Source organism: Staphylococcus delphini (assembly GCF_900636325.1).
Taxonomy (GTDB): domain Bacteria; phylum Bacillota; class Bacilli; order Staphylococcales; family Staphylococcaceae; genus Staphylococcus; species Staphylococcus delphini.
This window is the reverse complement of sequence record NZ_LR134263.1, coordinates 1,694,575-1,714,872: the sequence shown is the minus strand read 5'-3', so window position 1 is coordinate 1,714,872 and position 20,298 is coordinate 1,694,575. Positions and strand designations below refer to the sequence as shown.

Genomic DNA, 20,298 nt, shown 5'->3' with positions numbered 1-20,298 from the left:
GTAAGTAGTAATAAAAAAATTGACAATATGGATTGAAAAGATAGATAATATATTGACTGAGAGAAGGGAAATAAAGACTTGGGATGACTAATATTGGACTAAGGAGGGAGCACTTTGAAAATACTAGCAGAACATATTTTATACAGAGCAAATGAAATTGGAAGTCCGGTCACGAACTTACAGATTCAAAAAATTATGTATTTTACTTTAGGATTTATGATAGAAGATAATAGAGATATTGCTAAAAATTTATTTGAACAAGGTGAAATGCAAGCATGGTTATATGGGCCAGTTGTACCAAGTGTATATTCACAATATAAAGTGTATAAAAATAGACCAATAGAAGATGAAGGTAAATTAGCAAAAGAATTAAATAATCAGAAAGTCAATCATATTATAGATGTTTTAATTGAAGTAGATCCATTTAAACTTGTAGAAATTAGTCATAAACATGAATTCTGGAAAAAACATGAACATGAAATCAGAAACTGTAATATGAGACCAACTTATAGATTTTCTGATATTGAGGAAGCGTTTAATGGAGCATAAAAAGTTGATAAGCATAAAATCCCTAAAAGATGAATGGAGAATTGACTTTAATAAAAGCAAATTAGAAATAGATAGAATATTTAAATCTGAGTATAAAGCTTATACAGATAACCCAGATAGTTATAAAGCAGAACAATTTGATGTAGCTCGTCTTCAAAAGATATGTAAAAATATAGAACCACAATTTATTCCTTATTCTTCATTGACGGATATTATATTTTCTATGGATGTCTCATTTGAAAAAGACCAAGAACAAGAAACAGATTTTGTTACCGTTATTCAATCAAAAGTAAACAAACATTTAATCACAACTTATAGAGTTGAAACTGGATTGGAAAATGAAAGTGCACCATACATAGAAGGTGCACTTTCATTGGATAAACTTTCATGGGATACAGATGAGATTATTGATATTGAGAAAATAACAGAAGAAGATAAATCAAGTATTATTGTAATTCATAAACTAATAGAACATATTAATTTAGCAATTTCTCAAAAGCGAGGATTATACGAAAAGCAAAAAAAGGAAATAGATTCTTTAAGTTTACTGATGCTAGACTAAGAAACGGACACGGTAAATTGATAGGAATTTCATGTATAATAAAAGAAATCAATTTATAGGAGTGTCAGTGATGGCGAGAAGAAAATACGATCATAGCTTTAAAATGGAAGCAATTCAATTAGTCGAATCAGGGAGACGTGCCTCAGAAGTTTCTAGAGATCTAGATATTTCTATTCAAACGTTAACAAGATGGCTGAGTATATACCGTAAAGACGGTGAAAAAGGTTTTGTCGGTAGCGGTAAACGTACGTCAAATAAACAAGCAGAAGCAGATTTAGAAAAGCGATTAAGAGATTTAGAAGAAGAGAATAAAATCTTAAAAAAGGCTATGCACATCTTTGCCAAAGACCAGAAGTAATATACAGGTTTATTTATGAACACCGACATGAATTTCGTGTTGTGAAGATGTGCCAAGTCCTTGGTGTTTCGAAAAGTGGTTATTATGATTGGAAAAATCGCAAGCCAAGTGCGCGTATAGTAAAACGTGATGGTTTGAAGAAGCATATTTATCAAATTTATATTAAGAGTCAAAAGCGATACGGAAGCCCCAAAATCACACAAATACTGAGGAGTCATGGCCATACTGTAACCCAAAGAACTGTCAGTAGATTGATGAAGGAGCTCGGTATAAGGTCTATCACAAAAAAGAAATACAAGGCAACGACCCATTCAAAGCATCATCTTCCTGTCTACCCTAATTTATTGAATCAACAGTTTAAAGTATCACAACTTGGCAGTGTTTGGGTGGCTGACATCACGTATGTATACACAAAAGAAGGATGGCTCTATTTAGCTACAGTCATGGACTTGTTTTCTCGTAGAATCATTGGCTGGGCGATGGCAGCTCGTATGACAAAAGAACTTGTGATGTCAGCTTTAAACAAAGCGTATACAATTCAAGAACCTAAAGAGGGATTAATCCATCACTCAGATCGAGGAAGTCAATATGCCTCAATAGAATATCAAAATTTACTACGTGAAAAAGGGATTCAGAGCAGCATGAGTCGTAAAGGAAACTGTTACGACAACGCATGTATAGAATCTTTTCATAGTATCATCAAAAAGGAATTGATACATCATCAGAACTATAAAACCAGGAATGAAGCGATGTTTAGCATTGTGGAGTATATCCTTACTTTTTATAATTCCAAAAGAGTGCATTCAACGTTAAATTATATGAGTCCCATTGAATTTGAGAAGAAATACGCAACAAAATAACCTAGCTCAGAATGTACTTTTTGATTTTTAAAAGTACATGATGGGCTAGGCTAGCAAGCGAAGCGCGGTAGAATTCTCTTTTTTCTGTGTCCGTATTCTTGACATAGATCCATACAGCTTAATACAATTAAGATTAAAGCAGAAGAAAGCCTTTCAAGATACAATGAAATTAATCAAAAACAAAATGAGATAGTTTCTCAATATATTTCTATTTTGGGTATTTTTGCTGCGATATTGATGACAACTTTTGGTGGCATTCAAGCATTCACCTCCATATATAAAGACAATTCATTTAATTTGGTTGATTCACTGTTAATCGCATGTATTGGGTTCCTTGGAATACTGTTAATGTTATTTTTACTTTTAAATTCGATTGCTAAACTATCTGGTAAAAATATATATAGTAATCAGGCAGGTTCTAAGTGGTATTATAGACATCCGATGTTTATTAATAGTTTCATTATTCTAACTACGCTAATAATTACATTAGTTTCATATAAGGTAACAATAAATCCTCCTACTATAAGCTTATGGAACTCAGTTTATTTTATTCCGATATTGTATCTGATTTTCATGTTAAAGGCTTTTAATCGTTTTTCTTTATTGGGTTTTATAAAAGATATTAAAAAATGAATAATTTAATAATCGACTAAACAAAAAACATCACTGCTTTCAACGTACATAACGTGAAAGTGTGATGTTTTCTGCTATCTATAATAATTTTTCGATATCTTGCTTCAAATTTTCTGGAGTTTTTTGTGGTGAAAAGCGTTTAACGACTTGGCCATCACGATCGACTAAAAATTTAGTGAAATTCCATTTAATTTTGTCGCCGAAGATGCCAGACTTTTGCGATTTAAGATAGTTATAAAGTGGATGGGCATTGTCGCCGTTCACTTCGATTTTTTCATGCATCGGAAATGTCACGCCATAGTTCAATTGGCAATTCGTCGCTGCTTCTTTACCACTACCAGGTTCTTGCTTGCCGAACTGATTACTTGGAAAACCTAAAATCGTAAATCCTTTGTCGCGATAAGTGTCATAAAGTTTTTGTAATCCTTCAAATTGTGGTGTTAATCCACATTCACTTGCTGTATTCACAATGAGTAAGACATCACCTTTATATTGTGAGAGTGGATATGTAGAACCATCAATTTTTGGGACTTCTATATCATATAAATGCATCGTCTTCACCTCTAAATCTACTATAGCATAATCAGCACGTATAGTCTTAATTCACACACTATGATAGAATACGTGATGATATGTCAAATAGAAAACGGTGATAATATGCGGAAAACGGAACTTCACTCTACTGAAAAGGTGAAAGAAACGGCGGTACTGATCGGTGTTGATTTGTATCAGTCGCATTTTGATTTTGAAAGTACGATGAATGAATTAAATGCGTTAGCTTATACGTGTGATATAGATGTTCAAGGGCAATGGACACAGCAGAAAAATCAAGTGGATCATAAATATTATGTCGGCAGTGGTAAGTTAACAGAGATTCAAGATTTCATTGAATTTCATGACATTGATGTGGTCGTAGCAAATGACGAGTTGACGACAGCACAGTCAAAAAATTTAAATGCACGACTCGGTGTGAAAGTCATTGATCGAACACAACTCATTCTTGAAATTTTTGCGTTAAGAGCGAAAAGTAAAGAAGGGAAGCTCCAAGTCGAATATGCCCAACTAGACTATTTGCTACCGCGTTTAACAGGGCATGGTAAAAGCTTATCCCGTCTCGGTGGGGGCATCGGAACGCGTGGTCCAGGTGAAACAAAACTCGAAACAGATCGTCGTCATATTCGAACACGGATGAATGAAATTAAACGTAAATTAGCAGAAGTGGAAGCCCATCGCGAGCGTTATCGTAACCAGCGCGAACAAAATCGCGTGTTTCAAGTCGCGCTCATCGGCTACACAAACGCAGGGAAATCATCATGGTTTAATACGTTAACAGCAGCTGATACGTATGAACAAGATTTGCTTTTTGCGACGCTCGATCCGAAGTCACGTCAACTTAAAATTAACGATGGATTTGAGATGGTCATTTCAGATACAGTTGGTTTTATTCAAAAGTTGCCGACGACGTTGATTGAAGCATTTAAGTCGACATTAGAAGAAGCGCGACAAGCAGATTTGCTCATTCATGTCGTTGATGCGAGTCATGCAGAATATAAAATTCAGTACGATACAGTGAATGAAATCGTACAAGAGCTTGAAATGCAAGATATCCCCCAAGTCGTCATCTTTAACAAAAAAGACTTATTTACAGGTACAACCACACCTGTCGCACAGCATCCATCTGTATTTGTCTCATCCAAAAATGAAGCAGATATTGCGAAAGTGAAAAACTTACTCTTTCAAGCGATTCAAAAACAATTTGACTTTTATGCAGTACAATTGCCAAGCTCAGCCGCGGATCAATTGTATCATCTCAAACAACATACGTTAGTGACAAAATTAGATTACGATGAAGCAACTGACCAATATCACATTGAAGGTTATCAAAAATAATAGAAAGAAGCGGAATCATGACACAATTAACCCAACTTATTGAAGAAGTCGAAACAACTTTAGCCCCTTATTTCAAAGACATTGAGGCACGTGCATATGAAAATCAAGCGCGTGTCTTAGATGCTTTTCATAAAGTCAAAATAACGGAAGCAGATCTTGTCGGGTCTACAGGATATGGCTATGACGATTACGGCCGCGACCATTTAGAAGCGGTGTATGCCGAGACGTTTAAAGCTGAAGATGCGCTCGTACGTCCACAGCTCATTTCAGGGACACATGCCATTACTGTCGCTTTACAAAGTACGCTTAAACCGGGTGACAGTTTGATGTACATTACAGGGAGCCCATACGATACGTTATTAGAAGTGATTGGTATCAATGGTAACGGTGTGGAAAGTTTAAAAGAATACGGCATTCATTATCAGGAAGTCCCATTAAAATCAGGTCATATTGATGTGGAACGGGTTTTAGCGACCATTGATGACACTACGAAAGTGATTGCGATTCAACGTTCAAAAGGGTACGATCAGCGTCCGTCGATTAATGTTGATGAAATCGGTGACGCCATTCAACAGATTAAAGCGCAGTATCCTGAAATCATTGTATTTGTGGATAACTGTTACGGTGAATTTGTCGAGACGAAAGAACCAATTGAAGTCGGCACAGATTTAATGGCTGGGTCACTCATTAAAAATCCTGGCGGCGGTCTAGCAAAAATAGGAGGCTATATCGTCGGACGTCGCGATCTAGTCGAACGTTGTGGCTATCGTTTAACTGCTCCGGGTATCGGTAAAGAAGCGGGTGCCTCACTGTATGCATTACAAGAGATGTACCAAGGCTTTTTCTTAAGTCCCCATGTCGTGAGTCAAAGTTTAAAAGGGGCATTATTTACAAGTTTATTGTTGGAACGACTGAACATGCGCACATCGCCACGCTATGATGTGAAGCGAACAGATTTAATTCAAACCGTCTCATTTGATACGAAAGAACAAATGATTCAATTTTGCCAAAGTATACAACATGCATCACCGATTAATGCCCATTTTAGTCCAGAACCAAGCTATATGCCAGGTTACGAAGATGATGTCATTATGGCAGCGGGGACCTTTATACAAGGCGCTTCAATTGAATTATCTGCTGATGGACCGATTCGCCCGCCATATGAAGCATACGTTCAAGGTGGCTTAACGTACGAACATGTAAAAATTGCTGTTACACGTGCCGTTGAAAAATTAATTAAAGACGGTCTGATTGTATTAAATTAGGTAAATTTTACACTTTTGTTATGATGAACACGTCAAAATCGAGATCTGAATTGTCAGAAATGTTGTGATTTCGGGCTTTGGAGCACTCATGTCAGGTTTTCTGACATATTTTTGAAATGTCCATTCGGGTATGCTATGGTTATATCAAGTTCAAAAAGTCAAGGAGATGTAGGAAATGGATAAGGATACAATTCGCCGCAACATGCCTGTATTTCCGATGAGTGTTGTCAGTCGTTTAACGGAATTGTCCGCGCGACAAATTCGTTATTACGAAACACATGAACTTGTAACACCTTCGCGCACAGAGGGGAACAAACGGCTTTTTTCTTTGAATGATTTAGAAACGTTACTTTCAATTAAACATTTATTAGAAAAAGGATTTAATATGAAAGCTATCAAACAAATCATGTTAGAGGATAGCCAAAAAACTCTCAATGATGAAGAAGAGCGGTTAAGAAAGCAAATACTCGTAGATACGACACAAAAACCACAACGTGATTCGATACCATTGAATCGTGGGGATTTATCGCGCTTTTTTAAATAACTGATACTGGAGGACATTTTTCAATGCCAAAACAACACTTTACTAAAGATGATATTAGACGCTTTGCCAAAGAAGAAAATGTACGCTATTTACGTTTACAATTCACTGATATTTTAGGAACAATTAAAAACGTGGAAGTCCCAGTAAGCCAATTAGAAAAAGTTTTAGACAACGAAATGATGTTTGACGGTTCTTCAATTGAAGGATTCGTCCGCATCGAAGAATCAGACATGTACTTATATCCAGACCTTGACACTTGGGTGATTTTCCCATGGACAGCTGGACAAGGCAAAGTGGCACGCTTAATTTGTGACATTTATACAACAGATCACGAACCATTCTCAGGTGACCCACGTAGTAACTTGAAACGTGTCTTAAAAGAAATGGAATCATTAGGCTATACAGATTTCAACTTAGGACCTGAACCAGAATTTTTCTTATTTAAGTTAGATGAAAAAGGCGAACCAACAATGGAATTAAACGATCATGGTGGATACTTCGACTTAGCGCCAACAGATTTAGGTGAAAACTGTCGTCGTGACATCGTGTTAGAATTAGAAGATATGGGCTTTGATATCGAAGCTTCTCACCACGAAGTAGCACCAGGTCAACACGAAATTGACTTTAAATATGCAGACGCGATTACAGCATGTGACAACATTCAGACTTTCAAATTAGTCGTAAAAACAATTGCGCGTAAACATAACTTACATGCAACATTTATGCCAAAACCATTATTCGGTGTGAACGGAAGCGGAATGCACTTTAACGTTTCATTATTCAAAGGTAAAGAAAATGCCTTCTACGATGAAAAAAGCGACATGCAATTAACTGAAGATGCATACCACTTCATCGCAGGTATCATGAAACATGCACGTGGTTACACAGCAGTATGTAACCCACTTGTGAACTCATACAAACGTTTAGTACCAGGTTATGAAGCACCAAGTTATATCGCTTGGAGTGGTAAAAACCGTTCACCATTAGTACGTGTACCAAGCTCTCGTGGCTTATCTACACGTGTAGAAATCCGTTCAGTCGACCCAGCAGCAAACCCATACATGGCATTAGCAACAATCTTACAAGCAGGTCTTGACGGTATTAAAAACAAATTAGAAGTGCCAGAACCCGTTAACCAAAACATCTATGAAATGAACCGTGAAGAACGTGAAGCGGTAGGTATTGAAGACTTACCATCAACACTTTACACAGCATTAAAAGCAATGCGTGAAAACCCAATCGTAAAAGACGCATTAGGTGAACACATCTATAACCAGTTCATCAACTCAAAATCTATCGAATGGGACTACTACCGCACGCAAGTGTCTGAATGGGAAGTCGAGCAGTATATGAAGCAGTATTAATACGTGGAACCCTTGAAGCTACGGGCTTTGAGGGTTTTTGTCTTTGCACCCAGTTTTCACTTTTTATATGATTTGGGTGCAAAATGGGTGCAGAGCTATCCGAAAATATGGCTATCATTTATGAATTTTTCAAAGTTTTCTTTTGCTTTATGATTCATTTTTTCAGTCACGTGACTGTAAACTTGTTCAGTAACTGCCATCGTTTTATGTCCGAGTCGTTCTTGAATAACTTTCATTGGGACATCACTTTCTAACAACAGCGTCGCATGCGTATGTCTTAATTTGTGAATACTCAGGTTATTTTCTTTTCCTAATAATTTGCCGGTCACATGCATCATAGTATAGAAGTTAAATAATACGTTAAAAAGTTCATACTATATTATATTTAAGGGCGGTCATTGCGACTGCCCTGTTTTTTTGTGCTATAATTTTGGTGACAACGCCTCCACTCCTTTTTAGGCAGATACGCTCTGATGTGGGGGTATTTTTAACTCAGATGCTCAATCAAAACTAACAAAAGTTTACAAGTACTAAAAATATTTATAAAGGGTAAAAAAATTTTTAACCCTAACTGTTGCATATGAAACAAAAAGATATTATAGTTATTTATGAAGAAAGGGATATCCATCATGCTCTTTCTTGCTAACTAAAATTCTTTATCGTCAAGTTAGTTCTTAGTAGTAAAAAACTATATACAATTAGGAGTGGATTGTATAGCCCGGCAGAGGCCTTATATCTGACTGTTGGTCCCGCAAGAGACACCTTCTTGCCTCCACTCACATACATAATCCCTACTCACTTTAGGTAAGTAGGGATATTTTTAAGGGGTGTTTTAGTTGTTTGCAAATCAATCATATTTAAAAATAAATAGCGAAAATGATGTTGACTTGCAAAACATCTTAAACGATTACATTAATAATTTTTGTGACGGCTATTTTGAAGTAAAAGTAAAGCATAAAAATGTACAGAAATTCAAGTTATCATTCCATACGAATAATTTGCCACATTTGTTAGGGTTACATTATACTCAGAAAGAAAAAATAAATGCTAAAAAGATTGTCGGAAGAATAGCTGAAGGTAAAATAACAAAAAATTCTATTAAAAGGCATCATGAATATTCAAAAATAAAGGATCGTTTAATCAATTATAATTTCTTACATAAATGTTTTATAGATAAAGATATAAAATTATGTGTAATAATCCCAGAAAATTCTATAAATCCTCAAAAGATTGATATAGCTTTCATAGAAAACAATAGTAATAATGCTATGTTTTTAGGGTTAAGAAAAAATCTTAAGGATAAATATTATTATCCAGCAACAATGTATATTTTAAGAAAAAATAGTTCTTATAATTTTATGGCGAAAAGCTACATAACTAGTATAGAGAAAAAGTATCATTAACTAACTTTAATCTAAATTTGAAAAATTTTTATAGTAGTTATTATGATACTTACCTATTCACCCACCACACCCTAACCGGTGTGGTATTTTTTATGCGGAAAATTTTAAAATAAGTTAGTGAAAAGGGTTGATATTATAGTTCATATGAGCTATAACATAATCAGGAGGTGAGGGAATGAAGCGAACACAAAGAATTAAACAACAAAAAAAGAACACTGCGAAGATGTTGATTTCAAAATAAGGATCACCACCTTTATCCTGTTACTCTTATCATTCATCTACAAGGTGTTCTGAGGTAAGACCCCGATACGGGGCTCCTTACCTCTCATTATATAAAGGAGTGGTAATAATGAAAAGAGAAACAAAACAGAAAATTTCTTTTGCATTATCTGTAGGTATTTTAATTTTAGTTATATTGATTATATTTTTTTAAGATAAAAAGCGCTTCATTCCCATTATATGAATAGTTACAAAGATTTATATAAAACAATTGAAAAACTAATAAATAACAGAAATATTTCAAGTTACCAAGTGAACAAAGATACAGGAGTAAGTTACGGCAATATTAATGCGATGCGTCGAGGTGAAAGAGCTATTGATAATTTAACACTCAAAAACGCCGAAAAATTATACAATTATCAAAAACAACTGGAGCAAGAGAATAAATAAAACCACCCCGCCTGCAATAGGTGTGGCGGGGGCTTAACCTAATTTCTGCACCCACTTTTGTACAATTTTGTTTTTGGGTGCAGGGAAATACCTTTCAATATGTTAGCATGTGTTAAAACATTGATTTTGCTAAATGCTGGCTTTGGAGAACAATTAAATAAAGTATGGGTATAATATGTATATCCACGACATAATTAAAAGGGCGGTCATTGCGACTGCCCTGTTTTTTGTATGATAATAACGATTTTAGCATAATTACACAATATAACACATACAGCTATGGTTTCCATCTTTAATATTAATAAATCAATTGAAATAAAACAATATTATGTTATACTACAAATTAGAAAGTTGAAAAAGGAATAATTTTATAAAAAGGAGATTTTAATATGAAGAAGTATTCTAAAAAAACATCTTTATTATTATTGTCTAGTTTGTTATTTGTTACTCCTATTGCATTTTCATCTGGTTCCGTTATTGCTAACGCTGAAGAAAAAGCGGATAACTCTCAATTAAAAACTAAATATTTGAGCAATCAAGATTTGTTTGACGAGCTTGAGAAGCAAGGTTATAAATTAGAAGATATATTCACAAAAGAAGAAATAAAAAAGTATAAAGCTGAAGACAAATTAAGAGCAGGTAAAACTCAATATATTGTAACTGGGGAAGATTCAGCGACATTGTACCTTTCATCTGCATACACTAAAACGATAGCTGCATTAGGTGCTGCTGGAATTAGTGTGATTGCTGCGTTAACTGGTGGTATACCTGGGGCTGCAGCTGGAGGTTTCTTTGGTAGTATAGCAGCATCTAATGTTGATACTAGTAAAGGGATTTATATAAAATTCAAATCTAAAAAGAATTCGGATGGTGTGTATGTTTTAACACCAATAAAATGGGGTTATCAGTAAGGGTGATTTTATGGATAGGTTTAAATTTTCTTTAAAAGTTGGTATTTTATCACTACTACTATTCTGTACTTTGAATTATTTAGTTCCTATGCCTGACGATTTTATCATGATAATTATTTATTCCCTTGTCTATGTTGCTTTGCTCATGTTTTTAATTTATATATTTTTACCGTTAAAAACTACAAAGCGAAGAAAGAATAAACTTTAAGAGGTTGCTATTTTTAAACGAATGTCTTTCAGACTTGACAGTTCTTATTATAAAGTTAATTATATAACGAAATTTTCAACCACTCATGGCTAGTTAATGGGTGGTTATTTCTATTTTCTGATTAATTTTTATAGCCCAAATTTTAATGATTGGCCTATTTTTACAGTTAATAACGTGACTTAAATATAAATAAAATTATTAGAGTTACCTTTATTGATGTTATATAATGAATGTGTGTAGTAGCAATCAACGTCTTTCCCCGATGTTGATTGCGTTTTTTATATCCACTATTCATGTTGTTCTAAATTTATTGTATAATTACATTACTACACATTGAAAGAGGTTAAGGGGAAATGGATGAAAAAATAATAATAAATAAGTTACATATTGAAAAATTTAGAGAATTAGAAGATGTATACGTTAATTTTGGAAGAAAGTTAACTGTTATTTCTGGAAGAAATGGTACTGGGAAAAGTAGTCTCTTAGGTTTAGTTTCTCAGTTTTTAAGTTTTAGAAATGTAAATGACAGAAATGACATTAATTATAAAACATTGTTCAACGAAGATTTCGAAAGCGAATTTAAAAATCACCTTAAGATATCCGAAAAATATGATACACCCGATAAAAAATATAAGATTAATATTTTTTTAGAAGGAAAAAGTAAATTATACACATTAAGTACAACTAAGAGGGATAATAATCATATACGGTTCGTATTAAGAGGTAATGAAGATCGTAATTTTACTTGGCCATCATCTTATTTAGACTTAAGAAGATTAACTCCAATGGTTTATAGAAAAGAAGATGAAGAAAAAAAACTGGAACTGGATGGGGAAGATAAAAAATTATTGATAGAATGGACAAATAGTGTAATACCAAAAATAGAAAAAAGTGAAAATATATCTACAAATATACCTGAAAAAGATATAAAATCTGCATCTTCAGGTGAAGACAATGTTGGTCAAATACTAATAACTTTATTGTCCTTTAAAAAGCTTAAAGAAAATTATAAAGCTTATAATGGTGGGATAGTTTTAATAGATGAATTAGATGCTACATTATTTCCTAAATCTCAATTAAAATTATTAGATTTATTACTAAATTTAGCGGGAAAATATAGCCTGCAAATTATATTTACAACTCATTCACCAACTATGCTAAATTACATTTATGAATTAAAGCAAAAAACTGAAAAGAATTCTCGTACCTCAAATGATATCGCCGTTAATTATTTGACAAATACAAGAGGTAAAACCGAAAACATGAACTTTGAAAGTTTTGGTGATATTGTTAATGACTTGGAATTTAAAACAACAGTAAACAAAGCAAATAATGATAGAAAAATTAATGTGTATTGTGAAGATATAGAAGCAAAAGATATGTTGAAAAGAATATTAAATAGGGATATTAAAAGCCAAATTAATATCGAATCTAAAGTTACACTTGGAGCCGAACAATACATCTCATTAATTAAAGCAAATGTTACTGAATTTAAAAAGAATTCGATTATTGTATTAGATGGAGACAAAAAATTTAATTATGAAAATGTAATTAAACTCCCATTTAGTTTACCGCCAGATCAAATTGTATATAAATTTTTTGAAGATGAGCCTGCTGAATCACAGTATTGGGAGAACGATTTGAAATTCAATAAGACTAATTTTGCTGCTAATGAGACCGTAAATGCTATAAGACATAATTTGGAGTATGATAATGGGAAATATGTGTTACGTGAACATTGTAAAGAAAACAAACGCGTTAGAGAATATTTTAAAGAGTTTTACAAAGATGACGAAATCAAAAGATTATTAAACACTAGAGGTTGCAACGTTTTTACAATATTAAAAAATAAACAAAAAAAGGAAATTGAAAAATTTAATAACGATTTTTTAATGGCTATAAACTATGTAAAGAGTAATATATACATTAATTAATGGTGGCCATATTTCTAGAATTAGCATATGCTAATTCTATAGTTATGAGGTGATAATATGACGACTCCACTTAGATATCCAGGTGGTAAATCTAAAACATATAAATTAGTAGAATATTTAATAAAAGAAAATAATTGTACAAGTTATGCTGAGCCGTATGCTGGAGGAGCTGGAGTGGGTGTAAAATTACTCCTAAACAATAAAGTAGATAAGATTCTTTTGAACGACTATGATAAATCAATTTACTGTTTCTGGGAGTCTGCAATTAACTATACAGAAAAATTCATTGAATTAATTGAGAAGACTGAAGTGAACATAGAAAACTGGTATAAAATGAAAAAAATTCAAGAATCAAAACATTCTTTAGATTTAAAAGTTGAGGAAAATATTATTAGTTTAGGCTTTTCAACGTTCTTTTTAAATCGTACCAATAGATCAGGTATTATTAAAGCGGGGGTTATTGGTGGCAAAGCACAAAATGGTACTTATTTAATGGATTGTCGTTTCAATAAAGAGAACCTTATTCAAAGAATTAAAGAGATTTCGAAATATAGAAATCGCATACTAATTTGCAATAAAGATGCCGAGGACTTTATAAAGGTTGATTTAAGTAAAGCTAAAGGTTGCTTTGTGTTTATTGATCCACCATATATTAATAAAGGATACCAGTTGTATACAAACTTCTATAATAAAGATGATCACGTAAATTTAGCTAAATCTATAAAAAAGTACTTAGATATGAAAGATTGGATATTAACATATGATATAGATGAATTATTAGAAGATCTGTATTCAGAATATGAGTCAGAAAATTATTACATTAATTACTCTGTACACAATCCTCGAAAAGGGGTGGAGAAAATCATTTTTTCTAAAAACTTAAAAAAAATAAATATAGTGATTATATAAAGCTCGCAAAAATTTAACCACATTAAGTCGATGTAGTATTTTTTATGCTAAAAATTAAAAAAAGATAGAGAAAAGGGGTGTGTTATCACGAATTGCGTGATATAATGAATATAGAAAATAGGAAAGGGGTGAAAAAATGAATCGGGTCGAAAGAGAGGAAACTCTCAAAGACAAAAAGATAAGGCGTTGCAAGGACATTAGAGAAATTGTGAGAAATGTAATGGTTATCCTTACAGGCCTTATCGCACTAATTAAAATGTTAGTCGGGGGTTAATTCCCCCACGACTTCATTATATAATGAGGTGATAAATATGACAAATAGACAGAAAGATATTTTTGCAATCGGTTTTAATATAGTAGTGATTTTGTTGTGTGTTATAGGCATCGTGTATATGTTAAGTAATTAAATATCGACTCGGTTCATTTTTAAATATGGAAAAAGAAATATTAACAAAAGTTAAACAACTTCTTGAGAATCAAACAAGCTATAAGATTTCTAAAGAAACAAAGCTACCATACCAAACAATTCAAGATATAAAAAACGGTAAAACTAAATTGTTAGAATCAAAGTTTAAAACTGTAATACGTCTATACGAATACCAAAAACAACTCGAACGAGAAAATGAATAATAAAAAACCCCGCCTGCAATAGGCGGGACGTGGGCTCAACCTAATTTCTGCACCCACTTTTATACAATTTTTTTTTTGGGTGCAGAAAAATCATTTTCAATATGTTTGTATGTGTTAAAACATTGATTTTACTAGCTTTTAACACGTAAAAAACTGGTTATATATCCTAAACAGAGTCACCGCACGCAAGTGTCTGAATGGGAAGTCGAGCAGTATATGAAGCAGTATTAATACGTGGAACCCTTGAAGCTACGGGCTTTGAGGTTTTTTTGGGGGGGTTAAAGTTGCCCAATAGGCTAGGAAATGGTGTTTTGGGCAATAAATGGGGAGCAAAATAGTGGTTTAATCATTCAATGTTCGGGTTTTGCTCCCTTTTTGCTCCTCTCATTTTAATTTGCATTCCAAAAATAGGGGTCAATTTTTAACATATTTTTGAGACCAATTTGTAATGAGTTGGCATTTTGGTCTCAAATTACTTTTAGAATTCGAGACTTTATAAAGTTATACGCTCACATATATTTATTTTGTAGTATAATAATATTTGAATTTTGGTTGTCAACAATTCCTTGGCGATAAGAATTTTGCTAAAAAAACACGATGATATTGATCCATTGAAAACTACAAAAATGTTTATGATTGGAAGGATGAACTTGACTATTTTAAATTATTTCACGCTGTTGTTATTATGTTTGCCATTCCTGTTATTTTTAGGACGAAAAACACACTTTTATTACTTAGATAAGAAGAATGGGAGAAAAAATGATGATGGAATTTAGAGCAACGATTCAAAAGTTACTAAAGAGTGATGTATCAGGATATAGAATTTATAAAGAAACTGGCATATCACAAGCGTGCATATCTGATTTAAGAAGAGGGATTAGAGATTTAGGAGGTATTTCTCTAGATACTGCAGAAAAACTTTATACCTATCAAAAAGAACGAGAAAAACAAGTTTAAGCATTGTGAGAGAATAACTTGAAGCGCCTAAAATGATTTTTTGTGAACTAGGTGTGTAGGGGGGCAAGTTAAAATGTTTAAAAGTGATGTTCAAGGCAAATATAGGGCACAAATTCGATTTGTAGTTAGTCAATTTTGTGCAAAAAAAGAACACCACGAAGATGTTGAGTTTAAAATAAGGGTTGGCGGTGCTATTAGTTATATCATGCATATACAACCAGGTGTATTATGGCAAGACTCTAGTAAGGGAATCATACTGTTCATTTTTGAAAGGAGTAGTAAAAATGAACAGAGAAACAAAACAGAAAATTTCTTTTGCTTTATCTATCGGCATTTTGATTTTAGTTATCCTCATTATATTTCTATAAAAAGTACCTCGCTTGATAATAGATATGACAGGTGCTCAACCCAATTTTTGCACCCACTTTTCTAAAATTTCGTTTTTGGGTGCAGAAATGGGTGCAGAGAAATCATTTTCAATATGTTTGTATGTGTTAAAACATTGGTTCTACTAGGTTTTAACACGTAAAAAAACTGTTATATATCCTGAACAGAGCCATAGAACGCAAGTGTCTGAATGGGAAGTCGAGCAGTATATGAAGCAGTATTAATACGTGGAACCCTTGAAGCTACGGGCTTTGAGGGTTTTTGTTTTAAATGTATTTTGAGACCAGTATGTTAAAAATAGCGTTTTGGTCTCAAAATGGTCTCAATTAGGTGCTAAAAAATATTCGAATCCTTGAAGGTATGTGCTTTGAGGTTTTTGTTTTTGCACCCAGTTTTTCGTTTTTTATGTGATCGGGTGCAAAATGGGTGAACTACTCTTTAAAATATAGTTGCCATTAATCAGTTTTAATGTCTCTTTCTTCTTAACTATAAGAAGGAATTAATATTTTTTAATTATTCATCTAATTACATTTTTTTAATAATTTATCTAAAGTGTAAATGGCGGTTATAAAATGTAGGAAAATGGCGGAATGAAAATGCTGTTTTTCCTACATTTTTTATTTTCTAAAATATATAATCATGTCTTAACTCAATCTTTGAATGGAGGTTGTTTGATTGAGACATGATATATACGAAGGAGTGTCATTTTACATTATGAAAGGCATAAAACCAAATTACGCTGAACTGGCTAGACAATATCATTGTGATCCAAGGACAGTAAAAAAATATTATGAAGCTGGGAAAGGCAATGAGTTGAAAAAATTAAAAACAAGGAAAACGACAAAGAGAGTATCAAAATTAGAACCCTATAAAACGCTCATAGACGAAAAATTAGAGCTAGGTTGTACGGCTATGGCGATTTATAAATATATTACTAAAAAAGGATATGAAGGCAAATATACGATTCTTAGAGAATATTGTAAGAATAAAAAAGGAAAGGAAATTAAAAAAGCAACTATACGGGTAGAAACACGCCCCGGTATAGCTGCTCAAGTAGACTGGAAAGAAGATATGGTCATGCATGATAAATTTGGGAAACGTTATCAATTTAATATCTTTCTTTACGTTCTACACTATTCAAAAATGAAGTATATCACATTAACTTGGGATAGAAAACAAGATACATTATTTCAATGTTTGAAAGAATCTTTTGAGTACACTGGAGGTGTTCCTAAGGAAATATGGTTCGATAATATGAAAACGGTCGTTGATCGTCCTAGAACACAATATAGAAAAGTGGTATTTAACACCCTTTTTCATCAATTTAGTAAAGATGCAAACTTTGAACCCATCGCGTGTAGGCCTTATAGGCCGCAAACCAAGGGCTCTGTGGAATCTTTAGCTAAATTTGTGGAACAACGTTTAAGGCCCTACGATTACGAATTTTATGACGCTGTTGAACTTATCAGTCTTGTCAATCACTTTTGTCATGAAATGAACCATAACGAAATATCGCAAGCAACTGACTGCTATCCAATTGATTTATTCAATTCTGAAGAAAAACATCTATTGAACCCGTTTAATGTGCAGTTACTAAACACCTATGTCGAAGATGAATGCATTCGAATTGTTTCTAAAGAGTCGATGGTTAATTTTAGAAAAGGTAAATATTCAGTACCTACAAAGTTTATTGGTGAGGAGGTTGAATTAATCTTTAATGAATTGACTGACAAATTATCCATCTACTTTGATGCCGAGTTAATTAGAACCCATCATTTATCGGAAAAGAAATTCAATTATGTTACCAAAGATATGTGTGAGATATTGAAGTCTGACGCATTCAAGCACAAAGACGATCAAGAAATTCTTACGTATATCGAAGATTCATTATTAAAATATGACGAGGTATAGGAGAAACAGATATGTATACAGACCATCAAAAGCTATTAGAAAACTTTCAACAGCTCAATCTAAAAATGATTAAAGACTATTATCCGAAGTATTTAGAATCACTATCCAAGAATCAAAAATCTTTAACTGAAATTTTACTTGAGTTGACAGAAAAGGAAGTAGAATATCAAGCTGAACAAAAATTTAAACGTGCTATTAAGTTAGCACGTTTCCCTAAGGTTAAATATTTAAATGACTTTGATTTCACGTTTCAGCCAAGCATTAATAAACAAGAAATACTCACATTAAAATCCATGCATTTTCTAGAGAAGAGTATCAATATATGCTTCTTAGGTAATAGTGGTGTCGGTAAGACACATCTAGCAATATCGCTAGGCGTAGAAGCTTGTAAACAAAATATCAAAACTCGATTCTATACTTTTAAAGAATTAATTGAACTCTTAACCACTTCAGAGGAGAAAGGAATCATCAATAAAACTTTAAAACAATTAAACAGAATTGAACTACTTATTATTGATGAGATAGGCTATACACCCATTTCAAAAGAACAGGCAGACCTCTTCTATCAATTGATGTCACTAAGATATGAAATGAAATCCACGATCATAACGACGAATATCCCTTTTTCTAGTTGGGGCGACTCATTTAGTAACAAGATAGCGTCAGCAGCCATTATTGATAGACTTATTCACCATTCAAAAATATTTAAAATTACAGGCGATTCATACCGACTTAAAGACTATAAAAGTGAAAAAAGTTTAAACATACGTCATTCTTAAACCGCCAAAAAACGACATTTTCAAACCGCCATAAAACAACATTTTCAAACCGCTATTGACATAAAGTCCATAGTTTCTCTATATCTTTTTTAGTAATGCCAATAACATTAAATAAATTGTATTTACAATCATTATCTATATCATCGTATATCTCCACTAGTTCTTCAACTAACTTTTTTCTTATACCATCAGATTTTGTGAATATCATAATTGAAATAGTTAATGCATATAAATCATTTTTTCCGATATTCCTTTTGTATTTTGTTTTATCTAAAAAGTCAAATTCTAGTAATTCATTGATAAAGGTGCGAGATAAATGAGCGTTTTTTTCATTTGATTTGAATGAATAAAATCTTTGACCATGAGCAATCACATTTCTATATTGTCTTAATATTTCGAATATAGGAATTGCAACATTTTTTAAAGTATCTCCATTGTCAATTCCACAGATATTTGTAATCACTTCGCTTTTGTCTTTCGGTTTTAATATAGACAGCCATTTAATTGTTTCACCAAAATTAAGGGGGATGATTAAGATCCATGGTGGTATATGATTGTGGGTTTTTTTATAGTGCATAATAGACTCATTCTTTTTATAATCTCTATATGATGCTAACTTTCTTAAGTGACCTGATCTATAGCTATTATTTTTATCGTAATGATTTGCGTCTAAGTATGTTCCTCTGATATCGTAACCTCTAATCAAATTACCTTTATGATTAATAAACTCTCTAAATTTAGTAGGTTCCTGCACCCCATAATTTTTAGCAATAATGGCAGAAAGATTTGTTTTTAGAGACTGTTCGATTAAAATAATGTATTTAAAAAGTATGTTTTTTAAACGGGTATCATATTTATAGCATAGATAAAAATCATTGAAATTAACGGCATTTTCATAATTGCCATTTACAGTGACAAATAGTGGTGAATAAGCATTAATTAATGAATAGTAAGATATTGTTTGCAATTGTTCTAGCGCAAATTCTTCATCTTCAATAAAAATGCCTCTACTCTTTAATAAAGTTAACTGTTCCTCACAACTCAAGTAAGGTTTTGAATATTTTGATGTTTTTAATAAGGTTTTAATTGCTTCAATATTTCTCATAATGTCGTCCTTTCTATGCAAAAAAACCTCCATGCTCATGCACGAAGGTTTTCCTGAGTCATTTCAAGAATGACCATTTCATATTTAAATTATAAATGCCCTTACTGTTTTCGTCAAATACTTCTTAACAAATGTTGTACTAAAAAGATTGGCTTCTATAATTAATTTGAGTGAATTTCATAAATCTGGTAGGGTACCTATGAATTTACACAAAAAAGACCAGATAAATTGTCATCTGGTCGTCGGGATGGCACCGGGAATGAGCTACTATTACGTAGAAAGCAGAATTTCACCGCGAATTGTTAATTTGAATATACTAGATGTTATCTTTAAATTCAATTTTTCATCAAACTTATATTTATTATATAGCCAGTCCCAGGGTTATATCGCAAATAGATGAAGTTAAATATGAAACATATATTATCACATTGTTAAGTCAATATACTTTTTAACAAACGGTGAAGGATCTT

At 32.7% G+C, this 20,298-nt stretch carries 19 protein-coding genes and 1 pseudogene; 17 read left to right on the top strand and 3 right to left on the bottom strand.

The window, feature by feature from the left end; translation table 11 throughout:
- Positions 1-114: 114 nt before the first annotated feature.
- From EL101_RS08150 to EL101_RS08140, 3 genes and pseudogenes are all read left to right on the top strand, one after another.
- Positions 115-549 carry a Panacea domain-containing protein gene (locus EL101_RS08150; RefSeq protein WP_096597838.1) on the top strand — a complete coding sequence of 145 codons (435 nt, stop codon included), beginning with the start codon at positions 115-117 and terminating at the stop codon, positions 547-549.
- Entirely contained in the window at positions 539-1,111 is a 573-nt protein-coding gene (locus EL101_RS08145) for a hypothetical protein (protein ID WP_096597836.1), read from the top strand. Before EL101_RS08150 ends, EL101_RS08145 begins: the two co-directional genes overlap by 11 nt.
- A gap of 70 nt (positions 1,112-1,181) precedes the next feature.
- Positions 1,182-2,329, top strand: a pseudogene (locus EL101_RS08140) (IS3 family transposase).
- Positions 2,330-3,040: 711 nt separating this feature from the next.
- Here the strand turns inward: EL101_RS08140 and EL101_RS08135 are convergent.
- Positions 3,041-3,514 carry a glutathione peroxidase gene (locus EL101_RS08135; protein WP_096598689.1) on the bottom strand — a complete coding sequence of 158 codons (474 nt, stop codon included), beginning with the start codon at positions 3,512-3,514 and terminating at the stop codon, positions 3,041-3,043.
- A 105-nt stretch (positions 3,515-3,619) separates the two neighbouring features.
- On the opposite strand from EL101_RS08135, the gene hflX reads away from it, so the two are divergent.
- From hflX to glnA, 4 genes are all read left to right on the top strand, one after another.
- Positions 3,620-4,852, top strand: a complete 1,233-nt coding sequence (gene hflX, locus EL101_RS08130; protein WP_096598687.1) for a GTPase HflX — start codon at positions 3,620-3,622, stop codon at positions 4,850-4,852.
- A 17-nt stretch (positions 4,853-4,869) separates the two neighbouring features.
- Positions 4,870-6,117: a methionine gamma-lyase family protein gene (locus tag EL101_RS08125; RefSeq protein WP_096598685.1), complete on the top strand. Its 1,248-nt coding sequence runs from the start codon at positions 4,870-4,872 to the stop codon at positions 6,115-6,117.
- A gap of 175 nt (positions 6,118-6,292) precedes the next feature.
- Positions 6,293-6,661 carry a MerR family transcriptional regulator gene (locus EL101_RS08120; RefSeq protein WP_019165420.1) on the top strand — a complete coding sequence of 123 codons (369 nt, stop codon included), beginning with the start codon at positions 6,293-6,295 and terminating at the stop codon, positions 6,659-6,661.
- A 23-nt stretch (positions 6,662-6,684) separates the two neighbouring features.
- Entirely contained in the window at positions 6,685-8,025 is a 1,341-nt protein-coding gene (gene glnA, locus EL101_RS08115) for a type I glutamate--ammonia ligase (protein WP_096598683.1), read from the top strand.
- Positions 8,026-8,120: 95 nt separating this feature from the next.
- Here the strand turns inward: glnA and EL101_RS08110 are convergent, their stop codons facing one another.
- A complete protein-coding gene (locus tag EL101_RS08110) occupies positions 8,121-8,360 on the bottom strand; it encodes a tyrosine-type recombinase/integrase (protein ID WP_240622770.1) in 240 nt (79 codons plus the stop codon).
- 501 nt (positions 8,361-8,861) lie between these two features.
- On the opposite strand from EL101_RS08110, the gene EL101_RS08105 reads away from it, so the two are divergent.
- From EL101_RS08105 to istB, 10 genes are all read left to right on the top strand, one after another.
- The gene (locus tag EL101_RS08105; RefSeq protein WP_096598681.1) at positions 8,862-9,428 is read left to right on the top strand and encodes a PBECR4 domain-containing protein; all 567 of its coding nucleotides are present in this window, start codon (positions 8,862-8,864) and stop codon (positions 9,426-9,428) included.
- A 459-nt stretch (positions 9,429-9,887) separates the two neighbouring features.
- A complete protein-coding gene (locus EL101_RS13515) occupies positions 9,888-10,097 on the top strand; it encodes a helix-turn-helix domain-containing protein (protein ID WP_096598679.1) in 210 nt (69 codons plus the stop codon).
- 527 nt (positions 10,098-10,624) lie between these two features.
- Positions 10,625-11,008, top strand: a complete 384-nt coding sequence (locus EL101_RS08095; protein ID WP_085238467.1) for a hypothetical protein — start codon at positions 10,625-10,627, stop codon at positions 11,006-11,008.
- A gap of 561 nt (positions 11,009-11,569) precedes the next feature.
- The gene (locus EL101_RS08085; RefSeq protein WP_096598675.1) at positions 11,570-13,150 is read left to right on the top strand and encodes an AAA family ATPase; all 1,581 of its coding nucleotides are present in this window, start codon (positions 11,570-11,572) and stop codon (positions 13,148-13,150) included.
- A gap of 57 nt (positions 13,151-13,207) precedes the next feature.
- Entirely contained in the window at positions 13,208-14,059 is an 852-nt protein-coding gene (locus EL101_RS08080; protein ID WP_096598673.1) for a DNA adenine methylase, read from the top strand.
- Between the two features lie 1,274 nt (positions 14,060-15,333).
- Positions 15,334-15,465, top strand: a complete 132-nt coding sequence (locus EL101_RS13510) for a hypothetical protein (protein ID WP_096540966.1) — start codon at positions 15,334-15,336, stop codon at positions 15,463-15,465.
- The gene (locus EL101_RS08065; RefSeq protein WP_096598669.1) at positions 15,452-15,646 is read left to right on the top strand and encodes a hypothetical protein; all 195 of its coding nucleotides are present in this window, start codon (positions 15,452-15,454) and stop codon (positions 15,644-15,646) included. The genes EL101_RS13510 and EL101_RS08065 overlap by 14 nt, the downstream gene beginning before the upstream one ends.
- 73 nt (positions 15,647-15,719) lie before the next feature.
- Complete coding sequence (locus EL101_RS08060; RefSeq protein WP_096598667.1) at positions 15,720-16,079, top strand: hypothetical protein; 360 nt, start codon at positions 15,720-15,722, stop codon at positions 16,077-16,079.
- Between the two features lie 668 nt (positions 16,080-16,747).
- On the top strand, positions 16,748-17,944 hold the full coding sequence (gene istA, locus EL101_RS08055) for an IS21 family transposase (protein WP_241971460.1): 1,197 nt from the start codon (positions 16,748-16,750) through the stop codon (positions 17,942-17,944).
- An 11-nt stretch (positions 17,945-17,955) separates the two neighbouring features.
- Positions 17,956-18,723, top strand: a complete 768-nt coding sequence (istB, locus tag EL101_RS08050) for an IS21-like element helper ATPase IstB (protein WP_096596554.1) — start codon at positions 17,956-17,958, stop codon at positions 18,721-18,723.
- Between the two features lie 52 nt (positions 18,724-18,775).
- Here istB and EL101_RS08045 read toward each other — a convergent pair whose 3' ends face one another.
- Entirely contained in the window at positions 18,776-19,828 is a 1,053-nt protein-coding gene (locus tag EL101_RS08045) for an Abi family protein (protein ID WP_096598795.1), read from the bottom strand.
- Between the last annotated feature and the right edge of the window lie 470 nt (positions 19,829-20,298).

What these genes read in the sequence shown, in the direction of transcription:
- EL101_RS08085 (WP_096598675.1), top strand. Translation starts at nt 11,570, where the DNA reads ATGGATGAAAAAATAATAATAAATAAGTTACATATTGAAAAATTTAGA.
- EL101_RS08120 (WP_019165420.1), top strand. Translation starts at nt 6,293, where the DNA reads ATGGATAAGGATACAATTCGCCGCAACATGCCTGTATTTCCGATGAGT.
- istB (WP_096596554.1), top strand. Translation starts at nt 17,956, where the DNA reads ATGTATACAGACCATCAAAAGCTATTAGAAAACTTTCAACAGCTCAAT.
- EL101_RS08145 (WP_096597836.1), top strand. Translation starts at nt 539, where the DNA reads ATGGAGCATAAAAAGTTGATAAGCATAAAATCCCTAAAAGATGAATGG.
- istA (WP_241971460.1), top strand. Translation starts at nt 16,748, where the DNA reads ATGAAAGGCATAAAACCAAATTACGCTGAACTGGCTAGACAATATCAT.
- EL101_RS08135 (WP_096598689.1), bottom strand. Translation starts at nt 3,514, where the DNA reads ATGCATTTATATGATATAGAAGTCCCAAAAATTGATGGTTCTACATAT.
- EL101_RS08080 (WP_096598673.1), top strand. Translation starts at nt 13,208, where the DNA reads ATGACGACTCCACTTAGATATCCAGGTGGTAAATCTAAAACATATAAA.
- EL101_RS08110 (WP_240622770.1), bottom strand. Translation starts at nt 8,360, where the DNA reads ATGCATGTGACCGGCAAATTATTAGGAAAAGAAAATAACCTGAGTATT.
- EL101_RS08060 (WP_096598667.1), top strand. Translation starts at nt 15,720, where the DNA reads ATGTTTAAAAGTGATGTTCAAGGCAAATATAGGGCACAAATTCGATTT.
- EL101_RS08125 (WP_096598685.1), top strand. Translation starts at nt 4,870, where the DNA reads ATGACACAATTAACCCAACTTATTGAAGAAGTCGAAACAACTTTAGCC.
- EL101_RS13515 (WP_096598679.1), top strand. Translation starts at nt 9,888, where the DNA reads ATGAATAGTTACAAAGATTTATATAAAACAATTGAAAAACTAATAAAT.
- EL101_RS08045 (WP_096598795.1), bottom strand. Translation starts at nt 19,828, where the DNA reads ATGAGAAATATTGAAGCAATTAAAACCTTATTAAAAACATCAAAATAT.
- glnA (WP_096598683.1), top strand. Translation starts at nt 6,685, where the DNA reads ATGCCAAAACAACACTTTACTAAAGATGATATTAGACGCTTTGCCAAA.
- EL101_RS08065 (WP_096598669.1), top strand. Translation starts at nt 15,452, where the DNA reads ATGATGGAATTTAGAGCAACGATTCAAAAGTTACTAAAGAGTGATGTA.
- EL101_RS13510 (WP_096540966.1), top strand. Translation starts at nt 15,334, where the DNA reads ATGAACTTGACTATTTTAAATTATTTCACGCTGTTGTTATTATGTTTG.
- hflX (WP_096598687.1), top strand. Translation starts at nt 3,620, where the DNA reads ATGCGGAAAACGGAACTTCACTCTACTGAAAAGGTGAAAGAAACGGCG.